This is a genomic window from Sphingomonas gei (assembly GCF_004792685.1).
GTDB classification, from domain to species: Bacteria; Pseudomonadota; Alphaproteobacteria; order Sphingomonadales; family Sphingomonadaceae; genus Sphingomonas; species Sphingomonas gei.
Genome location: NZ_SRXT01000002.1, coordinates 115,393 through 140,349, shown reverse-complemented (window position 1 = coordinate 140,349; position 24,957 = coordinate 115,393). Strand labels below are relative to the sequence as shown.

Genomic DNA, 24,957 nt, shown 5'->3' with positions numbered 1-24,957 from the left:
GCCCGCGTAGCGTGCGAAGCTGGATTTCCGGGGGTTATCGAATGCGCATGCGGACCTTGATGCTGTGGGCGGCTACTGCCGCGCTCGGGCTCGGCGCGGCCCCCGCCTCGGCTCAGATCACTACAATCGACCCGAACAGCCAGATCGATTCGGACCTGCAGACGCCGCCGCCGCCGCGAGACGATCCGCAGCCAGTCGATCAGGGCGCCTATCAGGAGGCTCCCCGCGACGACCGCGCCATCGAACCCCAGCCGGCGCCACCGCCCGCCGAGGCAAACGATTCGGCCAGCGCACGCGCACAGGCCACCAATACCTATCAGCATGACGATCTGATCGGCGCAGCCGAAGGCGTGTTCGGCAAAGGCGCTTCGGGGCTCGCCGGGCTCATCGAGAACATTCTCAAGGATCAGGGCCAGCCCAACGCATATATCGCCGGACGCGAAGCTGGCGGCGCGATTGGCGTCGGCTTGCGCTATGGTTCGGGCGAGATGTTCCACAAGGTCGAGGGCCAGCGGAAGGTCTATTGGACCGGGCCGTCGATCGGTTTCGATCTGGGCGGCGACGCCAACAAGGTGTTCGTCCTGGTCTATAATCTCTACGACAGCCAGGAGCTCTACAAGCGCTTCCCCGCGGGCGAGGGCCGCGTCTATTTCGTCGGCGGCTTCTCGGCGAGCTATATGCGGCGCGGCGACGTGGTGCTCATCCCGGTCCGGCTCGGCGTAGGCTGGCGGCTCGGAGTGAACGCCGGGTATATGAAGTTCAGCGAGAAGCAGCGCTGGCTGCCTTTCTGACGCGGAAAAGCGTTCGACGTTCCGCGCCTTAGGAACAAATTTCCGACTTCGCCGTTTGGGGCCGTGAGCCGGGCTGCGCATGAGTCCCGTGGGACATCCATGACCCCGATTGCCACTTCCAGTGAAACCGGCGCGAACCGCTTCGAGATGCTCGTCCAGAGCGTCACCGATTACGCCATCTACATGCTCGACATCGATGGGAAGGTGGCGAGCTGGAATGCCGGCGCCCAGCGCTTCAAGGGCTATACCCAGGACGAGATCCTCGGCGCGCATTTCTCGCGCTTCTATACCGACGAGGATCGCGCCGCCGGCATGCCCGCGCGCGCGCTTCGCACTGCGGAGGACGAAGGCAGGTTCGTTGCCGAGGGCTGGCGCGTCCGCAAGGACGGCACCCATTTCTGGGCGAGCGTCGTCATCGATCCGATCCGCGAGGCCGACGGCACGCTGATCGGCTTCGCCAAGGTCACCCGCGATTTGACCGAACGCCGCATCGCCGACGAGGCGCTGCGGCGCAGCGAGGAACGGTTTCGTCTGCTCGTCCAGAGCGTCACCGATTACGCGATCTACATGCTCGACCTCGATGGCCGCATCGTCAGCTGGAACGCCGGCGCCGAACGCTTCAAGGGCTATGCCGCCGACGAGATCATCGGCCAGCATTTCTCGCGCTTCTACACCGACGAGGATCGCGCGGCGGGGTTACCCCGCCGCGCGCTCGAGCTTGCCACCAATGCGGGCCGGTTCGAAGCGGAGGGCTGGCGGGTGCGCCAGGACGGCACGCGCTTCTGGGCCAATGTCGTGATCGATCCGGTGCGCGACCCCGCGGGCACGCTGATCGGCTTCGCCAAGATCACCCGCGACTTGACCGAACGCCGGCAATCGCAGCTCGCGCTCGAACAGGCGCAGGAAGCCTTTTACCAGTCGCAGAAGATGGAGGCGATCGGCAAGCTGACTGGCGGCGTCGCGCACGATTTCAACAATCTGCTCGCCGCGATCGTCGGCAGCTTGGACCTCGCACGGCGGAAAATGGCCGATGGCGGCGACATCTCGCGCTTCATCGACAACGCGATGAAGGCGGCCGAGCGCGGCGCGACGCTCACTCAGCGGATGCTCGCTTTCGCCCGCAAGCAGGAGCTCAAGCTCGAGACCGTCGACCCGGTCGCTCTGGTCCGCGGTATGGCGGACCTGCTCCAGCGCACGATCGGTGGCGGCGTGCGGATCGATACGCAATTCCCGCTGCTGGTCGACCATGTGCATGCCGATCCCGCGCAGCTCGAGCTCGTCCTGCTCAACCTTGCCGTGAATGCCCGCGACGCGATGCCCGATGGCGGGCGCATCGTCATCGCCGCGCGCGAAGAGCAGGTCGCTCCGGGAACGGGATTGAAGCCGGGCGCCTATGTCTGCCTGTCGGTCGCCGACACCGGCCAGGGCATGGCGCCCGAAACGCTCGCCCGCGCGACCGAGCCGTTCTACACCACCAAGGGCGTCGGCAAGGGTACGGGCCTCGGACTGTCGATGGTTCAGGGGTTCGCCGAGCAATGCGGTGGCAAGCTGACGCTGCGCAGCCACGCCGGTAAGGGCACCACCGCCGAACTCTGGCTTCCCGTTTCGCAGGAAGTGGCCACCGAGGCGCAGGCGGACGCCGGTCCCGCGGAGGCGCCGATCCCCGGCCATCAACTGGTGGTGCTGGCAGTGGACGACGACGCGCTCGTGCTCACCAATACCGCGGCGATGCTCGAAGAGGGCGGGCATCGGGTGCTCCAGGCCACTTCGGGCCGGGCCGCGCTCAAGCTGCTGAGCGAGAACCGCGTCGACCTGCTCGTCACCGATTTCGCGATGCCCGAAATGAACGGCGCCCAGCTCGCCGAGGCTGCGCAGACGGGCTGGCCGGGCCTCCCCGTGCTGCTCGTGTCGGGCTATGCCGAGCTTCCCGCCGGCGCCGCTGCCGATCTGCCCAAGCTGGCGAAGCCCTTCCGCCAGGATCAGTTGCTGCGCTGCGTCGCATTCACCGTCGCCGCGAGCAGCCCGGGCGGTGAAGTGGTCAAGTTTCCCGAACGCAGGCGCTGGTAGCATTTCGCTAAGCACGGCATGGCATGGCAAGTTGCGCGCATGCTCGTCTATGCGATCCCTGCTTTGCTGCTCGTCAATCTCTGGACGATGCTGGGCTTCCGTGACGACAAGCAACGCGCGATCGCCGGCAGGCGCCGGATTCCCGAAGCCGACCTGCTCGCGCTCGCGCTCATCGGCGGCACGCCGGGTGCCTTCGCCGCGCGCCACCTCTTCCGCCACAAGACCCGCAAGCAGCCCTTTTCGACCTGGCTGATGCTGATCGCGACGGTGCAAATGGGCGTGGCGATCGGCTTGTCGCTCTAGGTTCGATGCCCCTTGCGTCGAAGCAGCGCAGTTCCCCAGCGTGAAGCCAACCTGACCGCCATCACCAGCCGAACCGCCGCCGGGGTCTGGGCGGCGGCGCCTCGGCGGGCTCCTGATGGATCATCCAGCTATGGTTCTCGACGATCGCGGCAGGCACCGGCCGGCCGCGGCCGTCTCGCGCGGGACGAAAGCGGAAGCGTCGCACGATGAATCCGCAAGTGGCTGCGTCGAGCTCGGCATTTCCGCTCGATCGGGTCACGTCGCAATCGCTGACATGGCCGTCGGTCTCGACATAATAGCGCACGCTCACCGTCCCGCCGATCCCCGCTTCGGCCGCGCCGGGCGGATAATCGGCGTCGCGCAGGTCGCCGCGGATCTGCCGCGGCGCGGTCTCGGTGCCGCCGTCGCCGTCGCCGTCCCCCCCGCCGCCGCTGCCGCGCCCATTGCCTTCGCCGCCACTGCCGGTGCCGGGCCCGATTATGTCGGCGCTGCCCGCGGACGGATCGCTTCCCACCCCTGCGATCGGCGCCGCGATTACCGGCGAAGGTACCGGCATTACCGGCGCCGGCGCGACGATCTCGGTCGGCTCGGAGCGCAGATTGGGCGGCGACGCCGCGCCTTCACGCCGGCTGCTGCGCACTTGATGCGGCCGCAGCTTCTCGCGCGGCGGCGGCGGCGGCTCGGGCCCGACTTCGAAGATCTGAAGCGCGGCTGCCGGCGTCGCCCCTCTGCCGAGCGCCAGCCCCGCGACTAGCGCATAGCCGAGCGCCGCGGTCAGCGCGGCTGCAGCCAGCCCCGCTCTCGCTCGCTCCGCTCGCGTCGATCGCACAAAACCCATGTCACCGCCATTGGTCGGAAAACGCGATTTCCCAATAGCATAAGTAGCATTAACCTGTGCTGGCCCGACGGCTCAGCCGAATTCGACTGCCTCGAACCGCACCGGCTGCCCGATTGCCGCATTCGCGAGCGCGCCGTCCCACATCACGCGATTGCCGCGCACGATCGTCCCGACCGGCTTCCCGGTCAGCGTCATCCCGGTGAACGGGGACCAGCCGCAGCGCGATGCGAGCCATTCTTCCTCGATCGTCCAGCGCGCCTTGAGATCGACGATGGTGAAATCGGCGTCATAACCCGTGACGATGCGCCCCTTGCCGACGATGCCGAAGATGCGCTGCGGGCCGGCGCTGGTCAGGTCGATCAGTCGCTGCAGGCTCAGCCGCCCCTCGGCGACATGGTTGAGCATCAGCGGCAGCAAGGTCTGCACCCCCGGCATGCCGCTCGGGCTCGCCGGATATTCCTTGGCCTTTTCCTCGCGGCTATGCGGCGCGTGGTCCGATCCAAGCACGTCGGGAACGCCCTGGCCCAGCCAGTGCCACAGCCCGTCGCGATGCGCGCCGGAACGGATCGGCGGGTTCATCTGGGCAAAGGTGCCGAGCCGCGGATAGGCGTCCTCGCCGGCGAGCGTCAGGTGCTGCGGAGTGACTTCGCAGGTCGCGATATCCTTGTTCTGGCCGAGCAATTCGAGCTCGGCCGGCGTCGTGACGTGGAGCACGTGAATCCGCCGCTTCGCCTCGCGCGCCAGTCGCAGGATCCGCTGCGTCGCGAGCAATGCGCTTTCATCGTCGCGCCACACCGGATGCGAGGCGGGGTCGCCGGTCACGCGTTCGTCGAGCCGCGCGTTCATCCGCGCCTCGTCCTCGGCGTGGATCGCGACGCGGCGCTTGCCCGAGGCGAGCACCCGCGCCAGCTCCGAATCCTCGGCGACCAGCAAGTCGCCGGTCGAAGCGCCCATGAAGATCTTGACTCCCGCCGTGCCCGGCAGCCGCTCGAGCTCCCGCAATTGCGGCGCATTGGTCGCAGTCGCGCCGACATAGAAGGCATGGTCGCACCACATGCGATCCTTTGCGCGCGCGAGCTTGTCGGCGATCGCCTCGGCGCTGTCGGTATTGGGCTTGGTGTTGGGCATCTCGAACACCGCGGTCACGCCGCCGAGCACCGCCGACCGGCTGCCGCTCTCGAGATCTTCCTTATATTCGAGCCCCGGCTCGCGGAAATGGACCTGGCTGTCGATCACCCCGGGAAGCACGTCGAGCCCGGTACAGTCGATCGTCTCGCCGGCATCGCCGACCTGGCCGATCGCGACGATGCGCCCGGCGCTGACGCCGACGTCCACATCGGCAGGTCCACCGGGCAGATGCACGCGCCCGCCTCTGAGCTTTAGATCGACGCTCGTCATATCGCCCTCTTCCGTCTTGCCTCCCCGGCTCCTACCTGTTCGCCATGAGCGAAACCAGTCCCGGCACATGGCTATCCGATCGCGCATTGCTGCGGATAAGCGGCGAAGACGTACGCGGGTTCCTCCAGGGGCTGGTGACGCAGGATCTGGCACTCGTCACCGCTGCCAGGCCGCAATGGGCAGGGCTGCTGACCGCGCAGGGCAAGGCCTTGTTCGATTTCATCCTGTGGGATGACGGTGAGAATATTCTGATCGATTGCGAAGAGGCGCAGCGCGAGGCGCTTGCCCGCCGCCTGACGCTCTACCGCCTCCGCCGCCCGATCGCGATCGAGCCGCTAGAAGGCGGCGTCCACTGGCGTCTGGATGGAGACGAGGGCCTCGCCGATCCGCGTCTGGCGGCGCTCGGCCGGCGCTGGCTGGGGCCACCGACCGGGATTGCGGCGAGCGGCTGGGTGGCGCACCGCCTGAGGTTGGGCGTGACCGAAGGTGCCGCCGAACTCGGGCAGGACAAGACGCTCTGGCTCGAATGCAATGCCGCAGAGTTGGCCGGAGTCAGCTTCACCAAGGGCTGTTACATCGGCCAGGAAAACACCGCGCGCATGCATTATCGCGCCAAGGTCAATCGGCGCCTCATCGTCGCCCAGCTCGGTGAGCCCGGTGATCGGACGCGCGCAGTCTATCCCGAACTGGGCCTGATGGTGGAACTGCGTCGCATAGAGGCGCTGGGCGACGCGTTGCAGCCGGATTGGCTCCAGCAGGCACTCCTGCCGACCACCGACTAGGTCGCGTCATCGTTCCCCTGCGAAAGCAGAGGTCAGAGGCACAAGCCGTGCTCCGAGCCCGGGACCCTGCTTTTGCAGGGGAGCTGAGCCCGTAGATCGCCTCCCGAACGGCTCGCCCCTAAACTCGTTATCGACGTGTTGCCACAGCGAGTCTCTCAAGCGCGCAGACAAAGAAAAAGGGAGGCCGGTTTCCCGACCTCCCCAATTCCTGTTCCGAAGAACCGTGGATTACTGACCCGAACCCGGCCCGTACATGATTTCCACGCGACGGTTCTGCAGTTCGCGGACGCCATCGGCGGTCTCGACGCGCGGGCGGCTTTCACCGAACGCTTCAGTCGAGATGACACCGTCGGAGATACCACGTCCAGACAGATAGGACTTAACCGCGTCAGCGCGACGCTGCGACAGACCGACATTGTAGCTCGCCGAACCCGAACGGTCGGCGTGGCCCGCCAGCATGACCTGCGAGTTACCGCAGTTCTGGTAGTTGCTGATGGCGTTGTCGAGAATGCTCCCGGCCTCCGGCGTGATGTCCGACTTATCCCAGTCGAAGAACACGATGTACGGTCCAGGGGTGCACTGGACGACCGGGGCGACCGGAGTCGGCTCGGGCGGCGGGGTGTAGGTCGGTGCCGGGGTCGGCTCCGGAGTAGGCAACGGCTCTTCAGGCGCACCGAAGTTGAACACCAGGCCACCCATGATGCTGTGCGACCGGAAACGGCCATACACGTTGCGGCCCGCGATATCGACGAGTTCGACGCCCGGGGCGTTGAAGAAGCGATACTTGAGCGACACGTCGATGTTGTCGGAGATCGGGGCGCGAACGCCTGCAATCGCCTGCCAGGCAACGACCGTGTCCGAATCGTCGAGACCGGCGCCGTTGGTGTTGAGCGCGAGACGGCTCTTCACGCGAGCAACGCCGAGACCGGGGCCGACAAAGCCCTGGACGCCGTCATCATCGCCGAAGTCCCAGAGCGCGTTGACCATGAAGCTGAGCGCCGAAGTGCTGCCGGCAGCATAGTCATAGGTGCCACCAGGTGCGAGCACCGTGGCACCCGCACCAGTCACGACAGGAAACGTCGTCGTCGAGCGAAGACCGGTCACGTTTGCCTTGCGATAGCCTACTTCGGCTTCGAGGCGAACGACACCGAGGTCGTAGCCGACGGTTCCGCCGACGTCATAGCCGGCGCGATGGTCGACAGTCGTGCTGTCGATGGCTGCACCAACGTCCCAATCGATATCTTCGACCAGCATGGCGCCGCCCTCGATACCCACGTACCACGCATCGTCGCGTGCAAGTGCGGGCGTGCTGAGCGCGGTCGTCGCAAGTGCCAGAGTTACGGCAAGCTTCCGCATATTAATCCCCTTTCAAAGTTGTCACTACGGACAGCGACAAACTCACTACCGAAACGATGGTTTCTGCGCAAGCACACAAAACCGGGACTGTTGCATATGCGCCACAGATTCAACCTCCCTGGATCAAACCATGCGTGCGCAACGCTTCCAGCACCGAAACAATCGCTGCCCGTGCCTCGCCATCAACCGTCATGCCGCCCGAGGGTTCCATGATGGCTGCGGCTCTTGGTCCAACCACCTGATCTCCCTCGACAAATAGTTTTCCGTGGACCGCGCCGAGGCGCCAGACGCCCCCCGAAAACACTCCGTTTCCGCGCTCCGGCCCGAGCCATACCTGCATTCCCTCGTGCGGCTCGAAGAAATACCAGCCGGAAGTGGACCATCCGGCCAACGCCCGCGGATGCCCCGCCCACGCATCGACCGGGGCGGCGCCGAGGAGCCAGCACGCGCCCGGCACCGGGCTCGCTGGAGGCGTGTCGACATTCGCGTCGATCACCGCAGCATGCACGCCGAGATCGAGCAGTGCCAGCGCTTCGTTGTGCGTCATCTCCTTTTGCGCCTGGCCGGGCTGAAGCAGCGGCAATGCGAGGCGGGGTGTCGTTTCTTCGGTCATCAGGCTTCTCCCGGGTCCGGCAATTCCAGAATCGTCGACGGCGAGAGCCCGTGCGCGCCGATCTGGCGCACGCCGACCGCCCTGGTCGCAAACCGTGTTTCTGCGCTCAGCGCGATCCGCGATTCGCTCGTCTCGATCGTGCTGATTTCGCCGGCCGGATCCGTAAGCAGGATCCGATAGCGCTCGGTTTCTTCGCCGAGCGGCGCATCGACGCCGTCGATCCAGTCCCAACCATTCCTGCTGCGCCGTACCCAGCGAATCTCGGTGGTGCCGTCAGGCAAAAGGCGGGCCCGCAAGTGAACCGGGGCCGGGGGCACCAGCGCTACGCCGCGGATTTGCGCCTGCGCTTCGGCGGCTTCCTCGTCGCGCGCGCCCTGTGCGAGCGCGCGCGCGACGCCGCCGATCGTTTGGAGCGGCAAGTCGATCATGGTCAGCGACTCCGCGTCGAGCAGCACGAACCGGTCGCCCGCCACTTGGCTGCCGATCCCCGGCTCGGTTGCCCGACGGCCCCGCCACAGCCCACGAAGCGCCCATCGGCGCCCGCCAAGCGGCACGGCCTGCGCGAATTGGAGCAGCTCGTCGCCCACCATCGCCAAATTGCCGCCGGCGGCAAGCCCGGCATCGTCGGTGTCGTCCAACAGCATCGCGCCGTTTGCGAGCTCGACCAGGATCGTGTGGATCCGGTCGGCGAGATGCGCCGGCGCGCCCCCCGGCGGCGTCACGATCTGCCCGAGCACCGCGGGCATTGCCGAAGCCCCGGCGGGCACCCAGCTTTCGCCTTCGGTGCTCAGCAGGAAAGCCGCATTCCGCCAGCCTGGCCCGGTCCCGCCTGCCGCGATCGCCAGCTGCGGAACGGTGGCGAGCGCGCCCAGCGGCGGGAGCTCGAAGGCATGGACGGCCGTGTCACCGATCGCGAGGTCCGGCGCCGGCAGCACGCGCCCGCCGCTCGCTTCCCCCGCCGGGGTTGCCGGGGCTACCGCGACGCATTCGAGCAACACGACCATATTTTCCAGGCGCCAGCGATCGACTCGCCATGTCCCCGGCGCTCCGGCAATCGTCACGCGCTCGCCCGGCCGCGTTCCCAGCGCGCGCCAGGGCAGCGCCAGCGTGCGTCGCTCGCGCTCCAGATCGAACCGCATCAGCGCGGCCTCCGCCATCGCCCTGGCGCCGGTCGCGTCGATCGCCGCGGCCAATTCCATCCGCGCCTCGCGCATCCCGGCGCCGGGGCGGACGGCGCGCTGGACGCCGGCCTGATAGTCGCGCGCCGGCTCATAATAAGCCAGCGTCAGCGTGCGCGGCGCCGCCTCGGCCGCCGCGATGTCGCGCCGCCCCCGGCCGCCCTGCGCGTCGCCGACGGCCGCATCGCTCAGCGGCAGCGCCACGCCGGCGCCGCTCAGCAGCGTCAGCGCTCGCGCCTCGGCGCGGAACCAGCCCCCCGCGGCCCCGGCCAGCGTCTCCACGGCGGCGCGCACGCTCGCGCCCGAAGCAGCAAAGCCCGCGAGCAGGACCGTGGCTTCCGGCGCCATGAGCATCTCCGCACTCAATTCGGCGGCGATCCTGCCGGCCGGCAGCGCATCGGCATCGGCGATCACTTCGAAGCTCAGCGAGGGGATGCGATTGCCGAAATCGGCGAGTTCGAGATCCTCGAACACCGCATAAGCGAGCCCGCGATGCGCCGGCGTCATCGCGATCCCCTCGGCCGCGGCGATCAGCGGGTCCGGCTGCTGATCCTCGCCGCCGAGATACAGCCGGAACCCGCAGCGCGTCTTGAAGTCGCCCGCCGCGCCGCGCAGCAATTTGCCGTCCGCCCAGATGCGCCCGACGCCCAGGATCCGCCGCATCGACAGCGCCACCGCGAACGACGCGGTATAGCTGAAGTTCGTCACGCTCGGCCGGCCCTTGCCACCGCTCTGCTTGCTGCGATGCTCGATCAGGTCGGTCGCCCAGATCACCGATCCGGCGACGCGCATCGTCCCGAACAGCTTCGGTATCTGCGTGCCGTAGGATGAAGTCTGCACGCGCAATTCGGTCAGCCGCGGGCCCTCCCGCCCCTTGGGCCTGAACAGCACTTCGCGGTCGATGCTGTTGCCGATCATCGCGCCGATCGCGCCGCCCACCGGCCCGCCGATTAGGCTGCCGGCGACCGTCAATATCACCGTCGCCATCTCAGTCTCCTTCCGGCCGCCAGCGCCCGAGCACCGGCCAGGGCAATGCGCTGCGCTCCACCACCCGCCGCAGCATCGCGTCGGCATGGATCACGCCATCCTCGGTCTGGATCGCGAAATGCAGCTGGCCCGGCCCCGCGCGGAGCAACAGCAAGTCCCCGGCCCGCGCGTCGGTCACCGCCACCAGCCCCGCCGCTTCGATCATGGCGACGACCCGCGCGACATTGTCGGAACGCAGCGCATAGCCACTCGGCACAGGGGCGCCGACCCCCGCCGCGCGCAGCGCCAGTGCCGCCAGCCCGACACAGTCGAGTCCCTCGGTGTCGCGCCCATGCAGCCGAAACCGCACGCCGAGCGCGCTCCGCGCCGCCGCCACGGTGCGCTCACCGGGGCTCATGCGCCGGGGTAGCGAGTCAGCAGGTCGATCCCCGGCAGATACGGTTCGCCGCGGAAATTCGCCGCGTTGCCGAACCGCGCCGCACAGGTCGCCAGCCTTTTGTCGCAGCCCTGCTCGATCTCGACCAACGCACCCAGAGCGCCAAAGCGCGGCGGGCGCCGCAAGGTCACCGTCGCCCCTTCCGAGCGCGCAATCATATCCTCCAGCCCCGAATTCGCTCCGCCGAACCAGCGCAGCCGCCCGCCGCCATAGGCATTGGCACTCGGCTCCGCTGCATCCAGTGTCAGCACCGCCTCGCTCGCCGCCGTCACCCGCGCGAACCGCCGCCGCCCCGCCATCGCGACCCGGCAGCGCCGATCGCCGAGCATCGCGCGGCATTCGGGCGACGTCTCCTCGACCACCGGCCGCTCGAGCGCCGCCGCCAGCCCGCGCAATTCGGCGGTCAGCACATCGCCGCGCGTCTCGACTGCGCCGATGCTGCCTTCGCCGAGCGGCACCTTCTCGCCAGGCCCGCTCCAGTCGGTCATGAACAACGCCACCCGCGCCCCGTCCCAGCGCCCGGCCAGCAGATCCGCCTCGCCGATCGCCGCGCTGGTCAGCGCGCCGGTCACGTCCATGCTGTCGGCGTCGAGCCCCGCGCTGCGGCTGATCGCGCTCGGCGTCATCCCCGGCGCCGCGCGATAGACCAGCCCGTCGATTTCCAGGTCGCGGTCATGCGCGGTGACTCCGATCGTCACGCCGTCGCGCCGGTCGATCCGCCAGCACAAGGCCAGGCTGGTGAGTTCGCCATCGAGCCAGCTCATTCGCGCACCTCGACCAGCGGCACCGAAGCCGCCGCCCCCGCCAGATAGGTCGCGCGGCTCACGTTCAGCCGGTCCTCGGCAAAGCGCACGGGCACGTCGAAATCGAAGCTCGCGGTCACCACCGCTCCCGCCGCCGGCGGCACGTCGAGCGTCACCACCCCACCAGCAAGCGCGAATGCCTCGGTCGCGAGCCCATCCACCGCAACGCGCACGCTGCCGCCCACTGGCCGGGTAATCCGCCGCACGACGTCGCCATAGCGCCGGACCAATTGAAACCGCGCCTCGACGCCGTCGCCGGTACCGAGCACTTCGCCCTCGCCGTGATGATCGAACGGATCCCGCAATCGGAACCCGCGCGCCGGACCCATCCGCGCCCGGAAGAACCCGAGCAGCGCGGCGATGTCGCTCTCCGATCGCACCCCGGGCCCGACATCGTAGCGCAGCCGCGCCTCGGCCCATTCGGCATTGCGGTTCTCGCGCCCGCCCGCGCTGGTGACGATCGCGGTCGACACTTCGGGCGCCACCTCCGCCTCGCGGCCCAGCGCGAGCGGGAACAGCACATCGTCGAATGCGTCCACTTCATCCTCCTGCTCGAAATGCACGAAGCCGTCGCGCAGCACCTGCGGCAGCGCCCAGATAAAGGTCGCCGCGACCCCCCGCGCGCGTCCCCGCGCTGCCGCCGCCGCGATCGGCCGCCACTGCGCCTTGTCCGCCGTATTGAGCACGAACCCCGCGAGATAATGCTGCGCCGCAGCCGGATAGCCGAGCCGCGCCTCGGCCAGCGCGACGCCCTTCGCGCTGGCCGAGGCGTTGCCCGCCGCCGCCCAGTCATAATCCTCGAGCTGCAGCACATCGAATGCCGGCGCCGCCCAGCCGAGCGGCAGATTGGCGCGCTTCAGCTCGGGCATCGCGCGGTCGAGCACCGTCGGCAGATAGGCCAGCAGCAGCACCTCCGCCCCCGGCGCCCAGCGGACCACGTCGCGCAGCGCCAGTGTCGACGCCGCGAGCAGCGCGCCCGCCGCGTCGAGCACCGCGGTGTCCACTGCCCCGCGGACATTCTGCTCCGGCGGATCGTCGAGCTCGGCCTTCGCGGCGGCATCATGGATGCACAGCCGCCCGTCGGGCATCACCCACCACCACGGCTCGCCAATCTGGAACTTGACCGCCAACCCGGCACCTTGCGCGATCCCGACGAATGCCAGCGCCACCACCCGCAGATACTGCATCGCCCCCGCATGCGCCGGCGACAGCAGGGCCGAAGGCGGGCTCCAGCCGGTCAGCCCCGGCGATCCGTCGGCGGCGCGCTGCTTCCAGTCGTTCCAGCAATGCCGGTCGAGCAATTCGTACGACAAAGACCAGATCACGTCATAGCCGAGCGCCTTCGCCCGCACCGCGAAATCCGCATGCCACGCCGCGCACGCCACGTTGAGCGTGCCCCCGGCCAGGCCGACATAATAGCCGCCCGAATTGGGCTCGAGCCGGAAATAATGGCTCATCCCGACATAATGCAGGATGCTCCCGCGATAGCCGAGCTGGAGCGCGTTGCGCAGCACGCGCGCCGGCGTCAGATGGTAGCAATCGTCATAGCCATTGGCGATCTGCAACCCGTGCTCGGGCACCACCACATCGCCGATCGCCAGCACCGAGCCCGGCCCGTCGCAGGCGATGTCGCTCAGCTCGACCCAGGCCTCGACCGGCCCCGCCAGCGCCGCGTCGGCCCCCGAATAGCCGTCCGGCACCAGCGACACGAACATCCGGTCGACATCGCCAGCGAACACCGGGTCGGCCTCGCCCGGCAACAGATAGCCGCCCTGGACGCTGGCGAAGTCGATCGACACCAGCGCATCCTCGGGCGTGCCGCTGGCATAATTCCACAACCGCACATACCAGGCGCGCGGGTTGCCTGCGGCGTCGCGCCCCTCGATCGTCAGCACCGGCCCGCTCACTTGGTCGAGCGCCAGCACCCCCGCCGACCGCCAGCGAAACCGCAGCCGGCACCCGCGAAAGTCGCGGTCGGTGTCGTAGCGCAGCAGCGGGTGGTCGTGCCGATCCTCGGCCTCCCAGATCAGCCCCGCGAGATCATCCTGCCGATAGAAGACCGCATCGACGCGCAGCGCGTCCGGCGCGATCGTCACCACGCTCGCCATCATCGGCCGCGGGAAATTGACGGTCCAATAGACAGGGTCGAAGCGCGAAATCACGCCTTCGATCTGCCCACGCCGCCCGGATGCCAGCCAATGCGCCATATACCCTCCCCGGCTTCGATCTCCCCTCCCTGCAAGGGAGGGGTCGGGGGTGGGTGTCGGAGGCGAGGCTCGATGCCTCGTCTTCGACCTTGCCGCCGGGCGCCGCTGTCGCGGCGCACCCACCCCCTGCCCCTCCCTTGCAGGGAGGGGAGCCCGTATTGCTATTCCACTCCCGCCAGCGCCGCCTTCACCGCGCGCGCCACTTGCCGGCTCGATTGCGCCAGCGCCCGCGGCGCCTCGCCCGCACCCGCATTGATCGTGATCGCCACCCGCACCTCGCGCGCCGCGCCCGCCACCGGCGCCGCCACCGCGCCCGCGCTCGCCGGCACGAACAGCTCCGGCCCGCGCTCGCCGACCCAATAAGGCCGCCCGGGGCTCACGGGCCCGCCGGTCGCGCGCGCGGGCGATCCGCCGAGCGCACCGATTATCGCGCCCAGCAATCCCCCGCCGTTCGACCCGCCGCCGCCCAGCGCCGCCAGTCCCTGGCGCAGCGCCGCCTCCGCGATTGCGTCCATTACCGACAGCGCCATCTTGCGCAGATCCTCGAACCCGAACTTGCCGGTCCGCACCGCGCGTAGCAGCGCCGCCTCGATCGCGCGTCCGGCGCGGTCGGCGCCGGCTTCCAGCGGTCCCTCGATCTGCCCGCGCATCTCCGCCACGTCGCGGGCGAAGCCGCGCGTGTCCGCCCGCACGCTGACGATCATCCGTTCGATCTCTTCATCCATCGGGAAAAAGCTCCTTGAGCCGCGTGATGTCGGAGGCCGCGGGCGGCGCCATCGTCTCGCCGACCAGCGCCTGCACCAGTGCGCCGAGCTCCGCCGGAGTCGCATTCCAGAAAATGTCCGGCGTCCAGCCGAACGCGAGCCCGGACACACCTGCCAGGCGCAGGGCCGCATCAACGAACGTCACCGCCCCGCCAATATCTGCCCGAGCAGCGCCTTGAGCGCCGGCGTGTTCGCCGCCAGCCCGCGCGCCGTCACGCCCTCGGCAAAAGCCTCCCGCGTCAGCCGTTCGGGCCGTTCGCGCAGGCAATGCCAGAACAAGGCGACCATCTCAGCCAGCCCCAGCCGCCCCTCGGCGGCGCGCTCGACCAATGCGAACAACGGCCCGATCTCGCCCTCCGCCGCGACCAGCGCCGCAAAGCTCGGCCGCAGCACCAGGATCTCGCCGGCGATGCGCACTTCCGCTTCGCCGCGCACGGGGTTGGCGCTCATGCCGACACCACCGGCCCCGAACTCTCGAGGCTCAGCGTGTAGCTCCGCTCGCCATTGAAATCCCCGGCATAATCGAGCCGAGTCACCAGGAAGCGCCCGGTCATGCTCTCGCCGCTCTCGAAGCTCAGCCGATACTCGTCGATCAGCCCCGCCAGCGCATTGGCCTTGACGCGCCCTTCCGCCGCCGATCCGGTGAACACCCCGGCGCCCGACACGCTCACCGAACGCACCCCGGCGCCCGACAGCAATTCGCGCCACCCGCCCGAATCCTTCGACGTGATCACCACCGCCTCGCCATTGACGCTCAGCTGCGTCGTGCGCAGCCCCGCCACCGTGGTGAAGCTCACCGGTGACCCGCCATTCCCCACCTTGAGCAGGAACGCGCTACCCTTCTCCGCCGCCATATTCTTTCTCCTCAATTCGCCTGCAGCATCCGCACCCGGAACTCGACCATCGCCGCGCACAGCCCCGGCCCCTCGCGAAAGACCCGGCTGCGCACGAAGGCCAGGCTGGCGATCCGCCACCCCTCGCCCAACTCGCGCGGCAGCTCGGGGATCGCCGCGGCGATCCGGTCGGCGAGCGCGCGCAGCCGCTTGCGGTCTTCGCCCGCCTCGAACAGCGCCACCGCCAGCCGGCCCTCGCGCCCGATCATGTCCTTGGTGCTCCAGTCGACCAGCACCGCGTCCTCGATCACCGCGAATGGCCGCACCGCGCGCTGCGGCGGCGAATCGAACACGCCGTTGACGACGACGCCCAGCCCGGAATGCGATCCCAGCAATGCCTCGACCGCTTCGGTCAATCTCACATGCGCGCTCATCGCAGCCATCCTCCCGGCCAGCGCAGCGCGCCGTCGCGCAGCCAGCGCCGCCACAATCCGCGTCCCGAAATCACCACGCGCCCCGCCTCGGCCTCGACCGAAAGCCCGGGCAGAGCCCCGCGCGCGGCATCGCGCAGCCGCAGCGCCGCCCGTGCCGCCGCGCGCTCGCCCGCCGCCTCGGCGCGCGCCTCCAGTCCGTTCATGCCGATCGCCGCACGGCCTCGAGCCGCACCCGCCGCCACGGCCGCCACAGCGCCGCGACTGCCGCCGGCGGCGCACCGCCGCTCGCGCGCGCCTCGAACAAATGGCTGGCGAGCAGCACCACACCCTGCGCCAGCGGCGCCGGAAGCCCGCCATACTCCGCCGCCAGTCCCGCCGAATATCCCACCCGAAGCCGCCCGGCGGCGATCGCGGCGCTGCCCCGCACCCAGCCTTCGCCGGCCGCGTCGATGTCCACGCCATAGGCATCGGCGGGCAGCGCGAAGCCGGTGCCCGACATGCTCAGACCCTCGACGCTGTCGATCGCCGCCACCGGCGCCGCGGGCAGCCGCTGCCACGCCGCATGCGCCGGCAGCACCGTCTGCCAGGCGCGGACGATCAGCGCCTGCCCGGTAAACGCCTCGCACAGGGCCAGGGCCGTCGCGACATGGCTGTCGAGCAGCGCGTCCTCGGCATTTCCCGTGATCCGCAAATGAACCCTGGCAGCATCGCGCGCAGCCGCGATCGCCGCCGCCGGAAAGGGCGGAGCAAGCATCGGAATCTCCTCGTCTAAAAATCCTCCCTCGCGCAGCGGGGGAGGTGGCGCCGAAGGCGACGGAGGGGGCCTCACCCCAAGCAAACTGCTCGCGGCGAGGCCCCCTCCACCACCGCTTCGCGGCGGTCCCCCTCCCCCGCTTGCGCGAGGGAGGAGTTTCACCCCTAGGAAACCGCGAACTTGAGCAGCTTGATCGCCTCGGAATTGCTCACCATCCCGCCGACGCGCTTGGTCGCATAGAAATGCACGAACGGCTTGTTGCTATAGGGATCGCGCAGAATTTGGGTCTCGCCGCGCTCGGCGATCAGATAGCCCGCCCTGAAGTTGCCGAACGCGACTGCCAGCGCGTTCGCCGCAATGTCGGGCATGTCCTCGGCCTCGACCACCGGATAGCCGAGTAACGTTGCCGGCTGGCTCGCGGCGAGGCTCGGCTGCCACAGGAACGCCCCGTCGACCGTTTTGAACTTGCGGATCTTGGCCAAAGTCGCGCTGTTCATCACCCAGCTCGCGCCCTGCCGATACGGCGCGCGCAGGCTCTGCACCAGGTCGATCAGTTTCTCCTCGGGGTTGGCCGCGAAGGTCCCCGCGGCGCCGCTCGCGAGATATTGCAGCGTCCCGAACGGCCGCGTGCCGTCTCCCAGCGCCGAATTGGCGGCCGCCAGGAACCCCTTGGGCCGATTGACCCCGCTGCCGCTGACAAAGGCGCTGCCTTCCGCCGCGGCGAATTCGCGTGCGACTTCGGCGGCCAGCCACTGCTCGACGTCGAACGCCGCATCGTCGAGCATCGCCTGGCTCGCCGCCGGATTGGCATAAAGGTCGCCCATCGGCGGCGCGACTTCGTTGAACACCGGCGTCGCGGTCTCGGGCCGCGCGGCGGTCTCCGCTGCCCAGCCCGAAGCCACGCCGCCGCTCGCCACCAGCTTGCGATAGCCGCTCGATCCCACCTTCACGACATTGGCGATGCTGCGGATCGGCGAAATCGCCTTCAAGGTCGCATCGATCCGGCTGTCGATTTCCTCGGGCACGGCATAGCCGCCCGCGGCATCGCTGACCCCCGACAGCGCCTTCATCTCGAGCCCGCCGCCGCCGGTGCGCAGGAACCCCTCGAACGCCGCGCTGCCCAAAGGCCGCCCGCCCGCCAGCATCGGCCGCACCGGCGGCAGTCCCGCTTTCTCCACTGCCTCGAAGCTCGCCTCGAGCGCGTCCGTCGTCACTTCGTCCATGTCCGTCTCCCGTCCACGCGAAAAAGCCCGGCGGGACCTCCGCCGGGCTGAAAATTCCCGTCATTGCTCACGGCGCCGGCAAGGGCCGGCCCTTTCCTCCCTCGCCCCCTGAAAGGGGGAGAGGGTTGCGCAGACTTAGGGTCGGCTTAGCCGAGCCTTAGTCGAAGCTGGGTGAGGGGGTGCGGCTGCGCAGCAGCCGCACCCCCTTTAGTGCGGCACCGTACCCTCCGTGCAGGCCTCGATCGCCTCGCGCAGCGCCACCGCAAAGAGGTCGCCCTTCTCCGCCGGATCCTCCTCGACTTCCTCCGCGATCGCTTCCAGCGCCGGCAGCAGTGAAGCATCGGCGATCCACGCCGCCGCCTCCAATGTCATCGAGTCGACGGTATCGCCGTCGAGCCGCGCGCGCACTCGCGGCAGTGCCAGCGCCGGCACGCGCATCGCCACCCCGATCGTCGCTTCCAGTGCGGCTTCGTGATGCTCGTCGTCCATCCCGCGCACCAGCGCAGCCAGCGCTTCGGGCGTCTCCAGCTCCGATTGCGACAGCATCATCAGTGCCCAGTCGCGATTGGCGCTGTCGGCATCGCGCGTCAGTGCGATCAGCTCCGCCGCGCGGGCGTCCGCTTCGGCACTGCCGGCCAGCACCGGCTCGTCCTCGTCGATCAGCGCCTGGAGGAAGGTCGAGGGTGGAAGATAATCGGGCTCGGTCATCCCGCGCTTGTGCCAGCTTCGCGCCACGCTGCGCAATCCACTGCGTGCACCCGCGCCAGCGGTTGCATCGGGCTCGCCACCAGGCTCACTTCGAGCAATTCGAGCGCCTTGATCTCGCGCCGCGTCGTCCCCCGCGCCTCGGTCACGCGGTAGCCGAACGACAGACCGGTCACCCCGCCCTTCGCCACCGCCGCGGCGAGCTCGGGCGTCTCGACCCGCCCGATCACGCGCAGGCCCCGGCGATCCTCGGCGAGCCGCTCGACGGTCCCCACCGGCGCTCCGTCATGCTGCCATAGCAGAGGCACCGGCCCCGCCAGCCGGAACGCGCCCCGCCGCACCACGTCCCCGCCGCGGTCGGGCACGTCGAACACCGCCGCATAGCCGGCGAAGCGCACCGCCCTGCCCTGAGCTTGTCGAAGCCTGTCCTGAGCGCCGCCGCAGGCGGCGTCGAAGGGGATCATTTGAGCCACCCGGGAAACCCGAGCTTCACCGCCAGCCCGACCAGCACCAAAGCCGCCGCCATTCGCCCGGCCCATGAAAACGCCGCCTTGAGCGCCGAGCGCTTGGCATCGCGCCACGCGCCGAGCAGCTCGCGCAGCTCGGCCATGTCCTTCGCCGCGCCGACATCCTCCAGCCCCAGCCGCGCCAGCGCCCGCTGCGCGCTCGCTTCGCCCGCCTCCTCGGCGATCGCCCGCAAGGTCGCCATGTCGGCGCCGTCTTCCTTCGCCTGCTCGATCAATTGCGCGAGCACTGTTTCGTTACGCATCCTACTCTCCTGAAGTCCCCGCCCGGATTGCCCCGCGCTCAGGCGATTCCCACCATCGCCCGCTTCTCGTCGTCGCTCAGAAAGTCCGCCGCGCTGACCTGTCCCCACAGCAGCGCGCGGTCCTCGGCCAGCGCCGGCACCCGGTCCAAGTCGATCGCCAGCGATGCGTCGGCGAACCAGCCGCGCAGCGCCTGCGAGATCCCCGCCAGGATCGTGTCCGCCACCGGCAGGATCGCCAGCCGCCACAAGGCTCGGTTGGCCTCGCGGTAATTGGCAAAGGCGGTGTCGCCCGGCAGCCCCATCAACATCGGCGGCACCCCGAAGGCGAGCGCGATCTCGCGCGCCGCCGCCGCCTTGAGCCCGACGAAATCCATGTCGGCGGGGGTCATGCTCATCGCCTGCCATTTGAGCCCGCCCTCGAGCAGCATCGGCCGTCCCGCATTCGCCGCGCCCGCGAACCCCGCCTCGAGCTCGTTCTTGACCCGCGCGAACTGGTCGGCGCTCAGCGCGCCGCCATCGCCGACGTCATAGACCAAAGCCCCTGAGGGCCGCGCCGCATTGTCGAGCAACGCCTTGTTCCAGCGCGTCGCGGCATTGTGGATCGCGACTGCCCCCGCCGCCGCGCCGAGGCAGCCGAGCCCGTAATGATCGTCGACCGGGTTGAACGCCTTGATATGCGCCACCGCCACCCGGCCCGCCGCATCCTCCGCCGCCAGCCGCGCGACATGCTCGCCCACCCGGTAGCGATATGCCACCGGCCAGCCGCCCGCATCGGCCTCCACCGTCACCCGCTCGGGCCTGAGCGCAAACAATTCGCGCACCTGGCCCTGGCTGTCGGTCAGCACCTGCACCCAGGCATTGCCGTGGAGCAGCAGATGCGCCGCGACGGTCTCGATCAGCACCTGCCCGCCCGACCGCGCCGTCGCCAGCGCCGCCAGCGCCGGATCGCTCGCCTTGAGCGGCGCGCTCCCCACGCCTTCGCTGACCAGCTTCACCGCGCGCTGCGCCACCGGATTGTGGCAATAGCCCTCGCGCACCTGCGCCTCGTAGCTGCGCGGCCAGTCGCCGAAGCCGGTGATGCTGCCGCCGCGCGCCAAAGGCAGCCGAGCGCCCTCGCGCCCGGACTTGCGTCCGAACCATTTCATGCCTGTCTCCCGAAACGTCGCTCCCTCTCCCAGCGGGAGAGGGAAGGGGCCCGCCGCCGAAGGCGGAGGGAAGGGTGAGGGCAGAAGGTGTGGCGACCTGCCCTTCACCCTTCCGCCGACTGCGTCGGCTCCCTCCCTCTCCCGATGGGAGAGGGATTTTCTACCGCCGCGTCGCGAACCAGATCACATGCCGCGGGCCCTTGCCGTTGCTCCGCGCCCGCACGCCGACTTCCTCCACGGCAAAGTCCGCATCCGCCAGCCGCCGCGCAAACGCCGCATCGGGCGCCGCCGACCATATCGCCAATATCCCGCCGGTGCGCAGCGCGCTCCGCGCCGCCGCCAGCCCGCGCATCGAATAGAGCCCGTCATTGCCCGGCCGGGTCAGCCCGTCGGGGCCATTGTCGACATCCAGCAGGATCGCGTCATAGCCGCCCCGCCCGTGCCGGATCCGCGCCCCGACATCGTCGATCACCACTTCCACCCGGCGATCGTCGAGGCAGTCCCCGGTCATCTCTGCCATCGGTCCGCGCGCCCAGTCGATGATCCCGGGTACCAGCTCGGCCACCGTCACCCGCGCGTCCTGGTCCAGCCGCCGCAATGCCGCGCGCAAGGTGAACCCCATGCCATATCCGCCGATCAGCAGATGCGGCGCGGGCACCCGCAGCCGGTCGATCGTCATCTCGGCGAGCGCCTCTTCCGACCCGCTCATCCGGCTGTTCATCAATTCGTTGCGGTCGAGCACGATCATGAAATCGTCCCCCCGCCGAAACAGCCGCAGCGGTTCGCCGCCGGGCACGTCCGCCGTATCGATCAGTTCGCGCGGGACCATCTTCGCTCCTTGGTTGCACTCCGCCCTACATCAGCGTGATCCGCGCCGCACCCCGCTTGCTCAGCATCAATTCGGTCATCGCCCATACCAAAGCGTCGGCGCGATCGGGCGAGCGCCCCGGCCCTTCATAGCCGCCGCCCACCTGCAGCCCGCACAATTCGTCCTCGAGCGCGGCGAACACCCCCGCATGCCGCACCTTGCCCGCCTCATAGAGCATCGCCACAGGCTCGGCCCGCGCGCTCTTGCCGCGCGACGCATGGACCAGCCGCACCGGCAGCCTCGAATCGGCACTGCGCAGCACGCTCGCCACCATGTCGCCGCCCTGGTTCTTCTCGGCGACCACCCGATCGGCACCGCACCGCGCCGCACACACCGCCACCGCGCGCGCCCAGCCTTCGGGCGATGCCCCCGCGATCGTCGCATCCTCGAGCACATAGCCGCGGCCGTCGCGCCCCAGCCCGACCGCGACGATCCCGCAGGCATCGCCGTCGGCGCTCGCCGGCGGGTCGACTCCAACCACCACGCGCTCGAGCTCGGGCGCCACGCCCACCCGCGCCCGCTCGATCAGCCGCCGCGTCCACAAGGCGCCGGCGACATCTTCGAGCAATTCGCCGTCCAGCTCCTGCCGCCCCAGCCGCGTCCCCGCATAGGCCTCGAGCATCGCCGCGACGAAGCTCTCGGGCAGATGCACATTGTCGCGCGTCCGCCCGCGGACCACTGCGTCGGAGGCGCTCGCCAGCTTCTCGACTCTGCGAACCAGAGCGGTTGCCCGCGGGGTGGTGGTGACCAGCACCCTCGGCCGTTCCCCCTTGCGCAGCCCGAACATCAGATTGTCCCATGCCGCCATGCCCCGCCTGCCCCATTTGCCGACTTCGTCGCACCAGGCGGCATGGTGCTCGGGTCCGCGTAAAGCTTCCGCCGACTCGGCGGAAAACGCATAAGCGACGGCACCCGAAGCGAAGCGCAGCTCGCCCGCGGCGCTGCGCCAGACCGGATCCTCGTTGGCGCGCGCCACGGCGAGCAGCCCGCTCGGTCCCTCGACCATCACGCGGCGGACATCGTCGCGCGTCGCGCCGACCAGCGCGAAGCGCCCGTCCGGATTGCATCGCGCCATCGCGCTCAGCCATTCCGCGCCTGCCCGCGTCTTGCCGAAACCGCGACCAGCCATGATCAGCCAGACCAACGGCATCCCCGCCGGCTCGAGCTGCCCATCGTGCGCCCAGCACGGAAAGCGCTCGGCTAGTTCGAGTGCCTGGCCATGCGTGAGACCGCCGAGCACGCGCGGCCAGACCTCGGCGGGAATCGCGACCAGCGCGCGGACCAGCGCCGCATCCTCGGCGGTCACCGTTTCAATCGCCATCGGACTTGTCCAGCCGCTTCTTTGCCGCCGTCAGCGCCTTGATCAATGCCGCATTGGTTTCCTCGCGCGTCGGATACTGCCGCGGTGCGCGGCCCCGTTGGGGCGCGGATCCATGCCGTTTCTCCCGATACAGCCGCAGCACCGCCATCGCCTTGTCGAAGTCGAAGGACGGCGGCGCGTTCGGCGCATCGGCCTCGACGCGATCGGCATCGCCGGGCGCGACCTCCAGCGGCAGCCCCGCCCCGCCCGCTTCGAGCACCATGGTTTCGAGCCGATCGAAGCCGGCCCAGACCGCATCGCGCCATTGCTCGAGAAATTCCGGATCGTGGCGGCGCCAATTATACGGTGTCGTCCGATCGACTCCTGCATAGGCCGCGGCCGCGTGGACGTTGCAGGTCAGCGCCAGCGCATCGAGAAAGCGCTGCCGGAGATCCGGCGTAAAGGATTGCCGCGGCTTGCGCCGCTCCTTTCCCAACAAAGAAGAGATGTCCGCCACTGGTCGCTCCTCGATAGCAAAGCGGCGGCCCATCGCGCGATGGCCGCCCTGGAACCCGAAGGCCCCGACTCGCAATTCTTCAGCGTTCCTCTTTGTGGCGTATATGTAGTTACACACCCACTGAGGTTGTGCATGTTCCCTGCTCGACAAGAGACAGGAGAGGCGTGTGTCCGAACGTGAATTGCCTGAAGGGATGTATACCCAGCAGTCCGAAGGTAAGAGCCCCGAAGTGAGGCAAGCCGAGGCCCTCGAATCAATTGCTAGCGCCCTAGCTCAGATCCAAAAGCAAATGCTTCAGTCGAATACTGAGCTACGCAACATTCGCGAGATGCTCAGGCCGCAACCGGGATCCAGCTTTGGCCGCTAAAACGTACTCCTCATAAAGCTGCGCTCTGGCGAGGATGGCCATAGGGTCTTCGCCTATCACCGCCGTTTGCATTGCCCACGCCATCGCGTTTTCGCGCGCGATGCCTTCAGCCCGCTCGCGCTTGTCATCCGCCGGGCGTGGTTCACCAGCATGCCGATTCCTCTAGCACGAGCGTGACGCTGTGTCAAGGAAAATAACCAGATTGGTTAGTGCGGTCCTATTTTTGCCGGACGTGGACGAGCAGCCGGTCCATCATCAGCGGCACGGAGAGCGCGAACATCACAACCACGCCGGGGCGGAGCAGCCACATCGGCCCGCCCTTCGTGTAGGCCAAGATCGCCAATGGCACTCCCACGACGATAGAGAGAACAAAGGAGATGTTCGCCAAGCGTCCTAGCTTCACTCCGGCTTCTCCGGCTTAGGCTTGGCCCTCGCGATCTTCCCAAGCCGCTCCTTGAAGCGCTCGGGGTCGTCGTCCGTCTCTAGCTCGCGCGCGGCTTCCTTGAACTTGTCGAGCTGGGTTTTGGGATCGTCGGTCATGGTTCGATCATAGCATATAATTTGACGACGAGAATCGCTGCATGCTAGAAGGTGCCGGTCCGCCGCGAGTTGAGTCAATCGACCGCGTTAGCGGCGAGGGAATGACCGGCAATGGGAGCAGACTTGCTCCCACCGACCGAACCGGAAGCGGTGGTATTGGCATACCGACACCGCCTTCGGCCAACTGCATGCAATCCGCATAACAGCCTCCTACGTGGGTCCGGGGTGAAAGCCCCGGGCTCCGGGACGCCCCATGCGCCCCGGGCGGCATCAGCGCGCCATGGGGCAGTGTAGGAGAAGCCGGCGGACCGACAGCCGCCTTAAAGCATGATTCGGCTTCCCGATCAAGCCTCGACCTCAAGCCTCAATGTTCCCTTATTGTTCTGACGGAAGGAACAAAGGGCGTCGCCGGCTTGATCAAGCTTGCGGAATGGATCAAGCCTTGGTACAAGCGAGCAATGGAACAGGTGCTCAGCCTTAGCGCGATTCGAAAACGCAAAGCTTCTGTCAGTCATGAGATTGATGGCGTGCGACGGCGTCTCGGTGAACTGCAGTCCCTGCTTGCGGACCTCGACTCTGCGGAAGAACTTGTCAGCAAGTTTGGCCAGTCTGTCGGCGATGATAGCGGCCACCACGGGGCGCCGGTAATGCCTAACGTCATAGAGGTGCGCGACGACATCCCCTTTCCCCCTCCAAAGCGCAGCGTACGAGACTTAGTGCTTGAGGCACTGAAGGATGCGCCCGCAGTTTGGACTGATGCGACAGAGATCCAAAAGATCGCTTCCGCGTCGCGTGGGAGTGAAGTCCCAATGGGCTCTATCTCGCCCACTCTGTCATTGTTGAAATCGGAAGGTCTGGTCTCGCGGAACGGTATGAAGGTAGCGCTTAGAGAGCGCTTGGGCGACTTTGAGCGCACTCTCAGTGATCGCACCGACTATCGCGAAGATGAAACGGCGGCTGACCAATAATCAGCCGCCGC

The 24,957-nt window shown here is 68.5% G+C and carries 30 protein-coding genes; 5 read left to right on the top strand and 25 right to left on the bottom strand.

Annotated elements, in window-relative coordinates; translation table 11 throughout:
- Nucleotides 1-59 precede the first annotated feature (59 nt).
- The 3 genes from E5A73_RS04780 (at nucleotide 60) to E5A73_RS04770 (ending at nucleotide 3,161) form a co-directional block, all read left to right on the top strand.
- Nucleotides 60-791 carry a DUF1134 domain-containing protein gene (locus E5A73_RS04780; RefSeq protein WP_240700031.1) on the top strand — a complete coding sequence of 244 codons (732 nt, stop codon included), beginning with the start codon at nucleotides 60-62 and terminating at the stop codon, nucleotides 789-791.
- A 99-nt stretch (nucleotides 792-890) separates the two neighbouring features.
- The gene (locus E5A73_RS04775) at nucleotides 891-2,858 is read left to right on the top strand and encodes a hybrid sensor histidine kinase/response regulator (RefSeq protein WP_135962669.1); all 1,968 of its coding nucleotides are present in this window, start codon (nucleotides 891-893) and stop codon (nucleotides 2,856-2,858) included.
- Between the two features lie 18 nt (nucleotides 2,859-2,876).
- Complete coding sequence (locus tag E5A73_RS04770; RefSeq protein ID WP_240700030.1) at nucleotides 2,877-3,161, top strand: DUF1294 domain-containing protein; 285 nt, start codon at nucleotides 2,877-2,879, stop codon at nucleotides 3,159-3,161.
- 61 nt (nucleotides 3,162-3,222) lie between these two features.
- On the opposite strand, the gene E5A73_RS21700 is transcribed toward E5A73_RS04770, so the two are convergent.
- Nucleotides 3,223-3,999 carry an energy transducer TonB gene (locus E5A73_RS21700; RefSeq protein WP_240700029.1) on the bottom strand — a complete coding sequence of 259 codons (777 nt, stop codon included), beginning with the start codon at nucleotides 3,997-3,999 and terminating at the stop codon, nucleotides 3,223-3,225.
- A gap of 72 nt (nucleotides 4,000-4,071) precedes the next feature.
- Complete coding sequence (locus tag E5A73_RS04760) at nucleotides 4,072-5,397, bottom strand: dihydroorotase (RefSeq protein WP_135962668.1); 1,326 nt, start codon at nucleotides 5,395-5,397, stop codon at nucleotides 4,072-4,074.
- Between the two features lie 44 nt (nucleotides 5,398-5,441).
- On the opposite strand from E5A73_RS04760, the gene ygfZ reads away from it, so the two are divergent.
- A complete protein-coding gene (gene ygfZ, locus E5A73_RS04755; protein WP_135962667.1) occupies nucleotides 5,442-6,179 on the top strand; it encodes a CAF17-like 4Fe-4S cluster assembly/insertion protein YgfZ in 738 nt (245 codons plus the stop codon).
- A gap of 228 nt (nucleotides 6,180-6,407) precedes the next feature.
- On the opposite strand, the gene E5A73_RS04750 is transcribed toward ygfZ, so the two are convergent.
- From E5A73_RS04750 to E5A73_RS21205, 23 genes are all read right to left on the bottom strand, one after another.
- A complete protein-coding gene (locus E5A73_RS04750; RefSeq protein ID WP_135962666.1) occupies nucleotides 6,408-7,535 on the bottom strand; it encodes an OmpA family protein in 1,128 nt (375 codons plus the stop codon).
- 109 nt (nucleotides 7,536-7,644) lie between these two features.
- Nucleotides 7,645-8,148 (bottom strand): DUF2793 domain-containing protein, encoded by a 504-nt coding sequence (locus tag E5A73_RS04745; protein ID WP_135962665.1) that lies wholly within the window; start codon nucleotides 8,146-8,148, stop codon nucleotides 7,645-7,647.
- On the bottom strand, nucleotides 8,148-10,313 hold the full coding sequence (locus E5A73_RS04740) for a phage tail protein (RefSeq protein WP_135962664.1): 2,166 nt from the start codon (nucleotides 10,311-10,313) through the stop codon (nucleotides 8,148-8,150). The genes E5A73_RS04745 and E5A73_RS04740 overlap by 1 nt, the downstream gene beginning before the upstream one ends.
- Before the next feature lies 1 nt (nucleotide 10,314).
- On the bottom strand, nucleotides 10,315-10,710 hold the full coding sequence (locus tag E5A73_RS04735) for an NlpC/P60 family protein (RefSeq protein WP_135962663.1): 396 nt from the start codon (nucleotides 10,708-10,710) through the stop codon (nucleotides 10,315-10,317).
- Entirely contained in the window at nucleotides 10,707-11,513 is an 807-nt protein-coding gene (locus tag E5A73_RS04730) for a DUF2163 domain-containing protein (protein ID WP_135962662.1), read from the bottom strand. The genes E5A73_RS04735 and E5A73_RS04730 overlap by 4 nt, the downstream gene beginning before the upstream one ends.
- Nucleotides 11,510-13,759 (bottom strand): DUF2460 domain-containing protein, encoded by a 2,250-nt coding sequence (locus E5A73_RS04725; protein WP_135962661.1) that lies wholly within the window; start codon nucleotides 13,757-13,759, stop codon nucleotides 11,510-11,512. Before E5A73_RS04725 ends, E5A73_RS04730 begins: the two co-directional genes overlap by 4 nt.
- 161 nt (nucleotides 13,760-13,920) lie before the next feature.
- Nucleotides 13,921-14,484: a tail tape measure protein gene (locus E5A73_RS04720; protein ID WP_135962660.1), complete on the bottom strand. Its 564-nt coding sequence runs from the start codon at nucleotides 14,482-14,484 to the stop codon at nucleotides 13,921-13,923.
- Nucleotides 14,477-14,668 carry a phage tail assembly chaperone gene (locus E5A73_RS04715; RefSeq protein ID WP_135962659.1) on the bottom strand — a complete coding sequence of 64 codons (192 nt, stop codon included), beginning with the start codon at nucleotides 14,666-14,668 and terminating at the stop codon, nucleotides 14,477-14,479. Before E5A73_RS04715 ends, E5A73_RS04720 begins: the two co-directional genes overlap by 8 nt.
- Nucleotides 14,665-14,973 (bottom strand): gene transfer agent family protein, encoded by a 309-nt coding sequence (locus tag E5A73_RS04710; protein WP_135962658.1) that lies wholly within the window; start codon nucleotides 14,971-14,973, stop codon nucleotides 14,665-14,667. The genes E5A73_RS04715 and E5A73_RS04710 overlap by 4 nt, the downstream gene beginning before the upstream one ends.
- A complete protein-coding gene (locus E5A73_RS04705; protein WP_135962657.1) occupies nucleotides 14,970-15,377 on the bottom strand; it encodes a phage major tail protein, TP901-1 family in 408 nt (135 codons plus the stop codon). The genes E5A73_RS04710 and E5A73_RS04705 overlap by 4 nt, the downstream gene beginning before the upstream one ends.
- Nucleotides 15,378-15,388: 11 nt before the next feature.
- A complete protein-coding gene (locus tag E5A73_RS04700; protein ID WP_168355808.1) occupies nucleotides 15,389-15,790 on the bottom strand; it encodes a DUF3168 domain-containing protein in 402 nt (133 codons plus the stop codon).
- On the bottom strand, nucleotides 15,787-15,993 hold the full coding sequence (locus tag E5A73_RS04695; RefSeq protein WP_135962655.1) for a hypothetical protein: 207 nt from the start codon (nucleotides 15,991-15,993) through the stop codon (nucleotides 15,787-15,789). Before E5A73_RS04695 ends, E5A73_RS04700 begins: the two co-directional genes overlap by 4 nt.
- Nucleotides 15,990-16,544: a head-tail connector protein gene (locus E5A73_RS04690; protein ID WP_135962654.1), complete on the bottom strand. Its 555-nt coding sequence runs from the start codon at nucleotides 16,542-16,544 to the stop codon at nucleotides 15,990-15,992. The genes E5A73_RS04695 and E5A73_RS04690 overlap by 4 nt, the downstream gene beginning before the upstream one ends.
- Nucleotides 16,545-16,708: 164 nt before the next feature.
- The gene (locus E5A73_RS04685) at nucleotides 16,709-17,767 is read right to left on the bottom strand and encodes a phage major capsid protein (protein WP_135962653.1); all 1,059 of its coding nucleotides are present in this window, start codon (nucleotides 17,765-17,767) and stop codon (nucleotides 16,709-16,711) included.
- A 207-nt stretch (nucleotides 17,768-17,974) separates the two neighbouring features.
- A complete protein-coding gene (locus E5A73_RS04680) occupies nucleotides 17,975-18,475 on the bottom strand; it encodes a lyase (protein ID WP_168355807.1) in 501 nt (166 codons plus the stop codon).
- The gene (locus tag E5A73_RS04675; RefSeq protein ID WP_135962651.1) at nucleotides 18,472-18,936 is read right to left on the bottom strand and encodes an HK97 family phage prohead protease; all 465 of its coding nucleotides are present in this window, start codon (nucleotides 18,934-18,936) and stop codon (nucleotides 18,472-18,474) included. The genes E5A73_RS04680 and E5A73_RS04675 overlap by 4 nt, the downstream gene beginning before the upstream one ends.
- Nucleotides 18,933-19,241, bottom strand: a complete 309-nt coding sequence (locus E5A73_RS04670) for a DUF6127 family protein (protein ID WP_135962650.1) — start codon at nucleotides 19,239-19,241, stop codon at nucleotides 18,933-18,935. Before E5A73_RS04670 ends, E5A73_RS04675 begins: the two co-directional genes overlap by 4 nt.
- Nucleotides 19,242-19,279: 38 nt before the next feature.
- Nucleotides 19,280-20,386: a phage portal protein gene (locus tag E5A73_RS04665; RefSeq protein WP_135962649.1), complete on the bottom strand. Its 1,107-nt coding sequence runs from the start codon at nucleotides 20,384-20,386 to the stop codon at nucleotides 19,280-19,282.
- 160 nt (nucleotides 20,387-20,546) lie between these two features.
- Nucleotides 20,547-21,215 (bottom strand): spermidine synthase, encoded by a 669-nt coding sequence (locus tag E5A73_RS04660; RefSeq protein ID WP_135962648.1) that lies wholly within the window; start codon nucleotides 21,213-21,215, stop codon nucleotides 20,547-20,549.
- A gap of 25 nt (nucleotides 21,216-21,240) precedes the next feature.
- A complete protein-coding gene (locus tag E5A73_RS04655) occupies nucleotides 21,241-22,575 on the bottom strand; it encodes a DNA-packaging protein (RefSeq protein ID WP_135962647.1) in 1,335 nt (444 codons plus the stop codon).
- A complete protein-coding gene (locus E5A73_RS04650) occupies nucleotides 22,565-23,221 on the bottom strand; it encodes a hypothetical protein (protein ID WP_168355806.1) in 657 nt (218 codons plus the stop codon). The genes E5A73_RS04655 and E5A73_RS04650 overlap by 11 nt, the downstream gene beginning before the upstream one ends.
- A gap of 434 nt (nucleotides 23,222-23,655) precedes the next feature.
- Nucleotides 23,656-23,781, bottom strand: coding sequence for a hypothetical protein (locus tag E5A73_RS21890; RefSeq protein ID WP_276605803.1), 126 nt, complete (start codon nucleotides 23,779-23,781; stop codon nucleotides 23,656-23,658).
- Between the two features lie 56 nt (nucleotides 23,782-23,837).
- A complete protein-coding gene (locus E5A73_RS21205; protein WP_168355805.1) occupies nucleotides 23,838-23,978 on the bottom strand; it encodes a hypothetical protein in 141 nt (46 codons plus the stop codon).
- A 413-nt stretch (nucleotides 23,979-24,391) separates the two neighbouring features.
- Here E5A73_RS21205 and E5A73_RS04645 point away from each other — a divergent pair, with 413 nt between their 5' ends.
- The gene (locus E5A73_RS04645; protein WP_135962645.1) at nucleotides 24,392-24,946 is read left to right on the top strand and encodes a hypothetical protein; all 555 of its coding nucleotides are present in this window, start codon (nucleotides 24,392-24,394) and stop codon (nucleotides 24,944-24,946) included.
- The last annotated feature ends 11 nt before the right edge of the window (nucleotides 24,947-24,957 follow it).

What these genes read in the sequence shown, in the direction of transcription:
- E5A73_RS04780 (WP_240700031.1), top strand. Translation starts at nt 60, where the DNA reads ATGCTGTGGGCGGCTACTGCCGCGCTCGGGCTCGGCGCGGCCCCCGCC.
- E5A73_RS04775 (WP_135962669.1), top strand. Translation starts at nt 891, where the DNA reads ATGACCCCGATTGCCACTTCCAGTGAAACCGGCGCGAACCGCTTCGAG.
- E5A73_RS04770 (WP_240700030.1), top strand. Translation starts at nt 2,877, where the DNA reads ATGGCATGGCAAGTTGCGCGCATGCTCGTCTATGCGATCCCTGCTTTG.
- E5A73_RS21700 (WP_240700029.1), bottom strand. Translation starts at nt 3,999, where the DNA reads ATGGGTTTTGTGCGATCGACGCGAGCGGAGCGAGCGAGAGCGGGGCTG.
- E5A73_RS04760 (WP_135962668.1), bottom strand. Translation starts at nt 5,397, where the DNA reads ATGACGAGCGTCGATCTAAAGCTCAGAGGCGGGCGCGTGCATCTGCCC.
- ygfZ (WP_135962667.1), top strand. Translation starts at nt 5,442, where the DNA reads ATGAGCGAAACCAGTCCCGGCACATGGCTATCCGATCGCGCATTGCTG.
- E5A73_RS04750 (WP_135962666.1), bottom strand. Translation starts at nt 7,535, where the DNA reads ATGCGGAAGCTTGCCGTAACTCTGGCACTTGCGACGACCGCGCTCAGC.
- E5A73_RS04745 (WP_135962665.1), bottom strand. Translation starts at nt 8,148, where the DNA reads ATGACCGAAGAAACGACACCCCGCCTCGCATTGCCGCTGCTTCAGCCC.
- E5A73_RS04740 (WP_135962664.1), bottom strand. Translation starts at nt 10,313, where the DNA reads ATGGCGACGGTGATATTGACGGTCGCCGGCAGCCTAATCGGCGGGCCG.
- E5A73_RS04735 (WP_135962663.1), bottom strand. Translation starts at nt 10,710, where the DNA reads ATGAGCCCCGGTGAGCGCACCGTGGCGGCGGCGCGGAGCGCGCTCGGC.
- E5A73_RS04730 (WP_135962662.1), bottom strand. Translation starts at nt 11,513, where the DNA reads ATGAGCTGGCTCGATGGCGAACTCACCAGCCTGGCCTTGTGCTGGCGG.
- E5A73_RS04725 (WP_135962661.1), bottom strand. Translation starts at nt 13,759, where the DNA reads ATGGCGCATTGGCTGGCATCCGGGCGGCGTGGGCAGATCGAAGGCGTG.
- E5A73_RS04720 (WP_135962660.1), bottom strand. Translation starts at nt 14,484, where the DNA reads ATGGATGAAGAGATCGAACGGATGATCGTCAGCGTGCGGGCGGACACG.
- E5A73_RS04710 (WP_135962658.1), bottom strand. Translation starts at nt 14,973, where the DNA reads ATGAGCGCCAACCCCGTGCGCGGCGAAGCGGAAGTGCGCATCGCCGGC.
- E5A73_RS04705 (WP_135962657.1), bottom strand. Translation starts at nt 15,377, where the DNA reads ATGGCGGCGGAGAAGGGTAGCGCGTTCCTGCTCAAGGTGGGGAATGGC.
- E5A73_RS04700 (WP_168355808.1), bottom strand. Translation starts at nt 15,790, where the DNA reads ATGAGCGCGCATGTGAGATTGACCGAAGCGGTCGAGGCATTGCTGGGA.
- E5A73_RS04695 (WP_135962655.1), bottom strand. Translation starts at nt 15,993, where the DNA reads ATGAACGGACTGGAGGCGCGCGCCGAGGCGGCGGGCGAGCGCGCGGCG.
- E5A73_RS04690 (WP_135962654.1), bottom strand. Translation starts at nt 16,544, where the DNA reads ATGCTTGCTCCGCCCTTTCCGGCGGCGGCGATCGCGGCTGCGCGCGAT.
- E5A73_RS04685 (WP_135962653.1), bottom strand. Translation starts at nt 17,767, where the DNA reads ATGGACGAAGTGACGACGGACGCGCTCGAGGCGAGCTTCGAGGCAGTG.
- E5A73_RS04680 (WP_168355807.1), bottom strand. Translation starts at nt 18,475, where the DNA reads ATGACCGAGCCCGATTATCTTCCACCCTCGACCTTCCTCCAGGCGCTG.
- E5A73_RS04675 (WP_135962651.1), bottom strand. Translation starts at nt 18,936, where the DNA reads ATGATCCCCTTCGACGCCGCCTGCGGCGGCGCTCAGGACAGGCTTCGA.
- E5A73_RS04670 (WP_135962650.1), bottom strand. Translation starts at nt 19,241, where the DNA reads ATGCGTAACGAAACAGTGCTCGCGCAATTGATCGAGCAGGCGAAGGAA.
- E5A73_RS04665 (WP_135962649.1), bottom strand. Translation starts at nt 20,386, where the DNA reads ATGAAATGGTTCGGACGCAAGTCCGGGCGCGAGGGCGCTCGGCTGCCT.
- E5A73_RS04660 (WP_135962648.1), bottom strand. Translation starts at nt 21,215, where the DNA reads ATGGTCCCGCGCGAACTGATCGATACGGCGGACGTGCCCGGCGGCGAA.
- E5A73_RS04655 (WP_135962647.1), bottom strand. Translation starts at nt 22,575, where the DNA reads ATGGCGATTGAAACGGTGACCGCCGAGGATGCGGCGCTGGTCCGCGCG.
- E5A73_RS21205 (WP_168355805.1), bottom strand. Translation starts at nt 23,978, where the DNA reads ATGACCGACGATCCCAAAACCCAGCTCGACAAGTTCAAGGAAGCCGCG.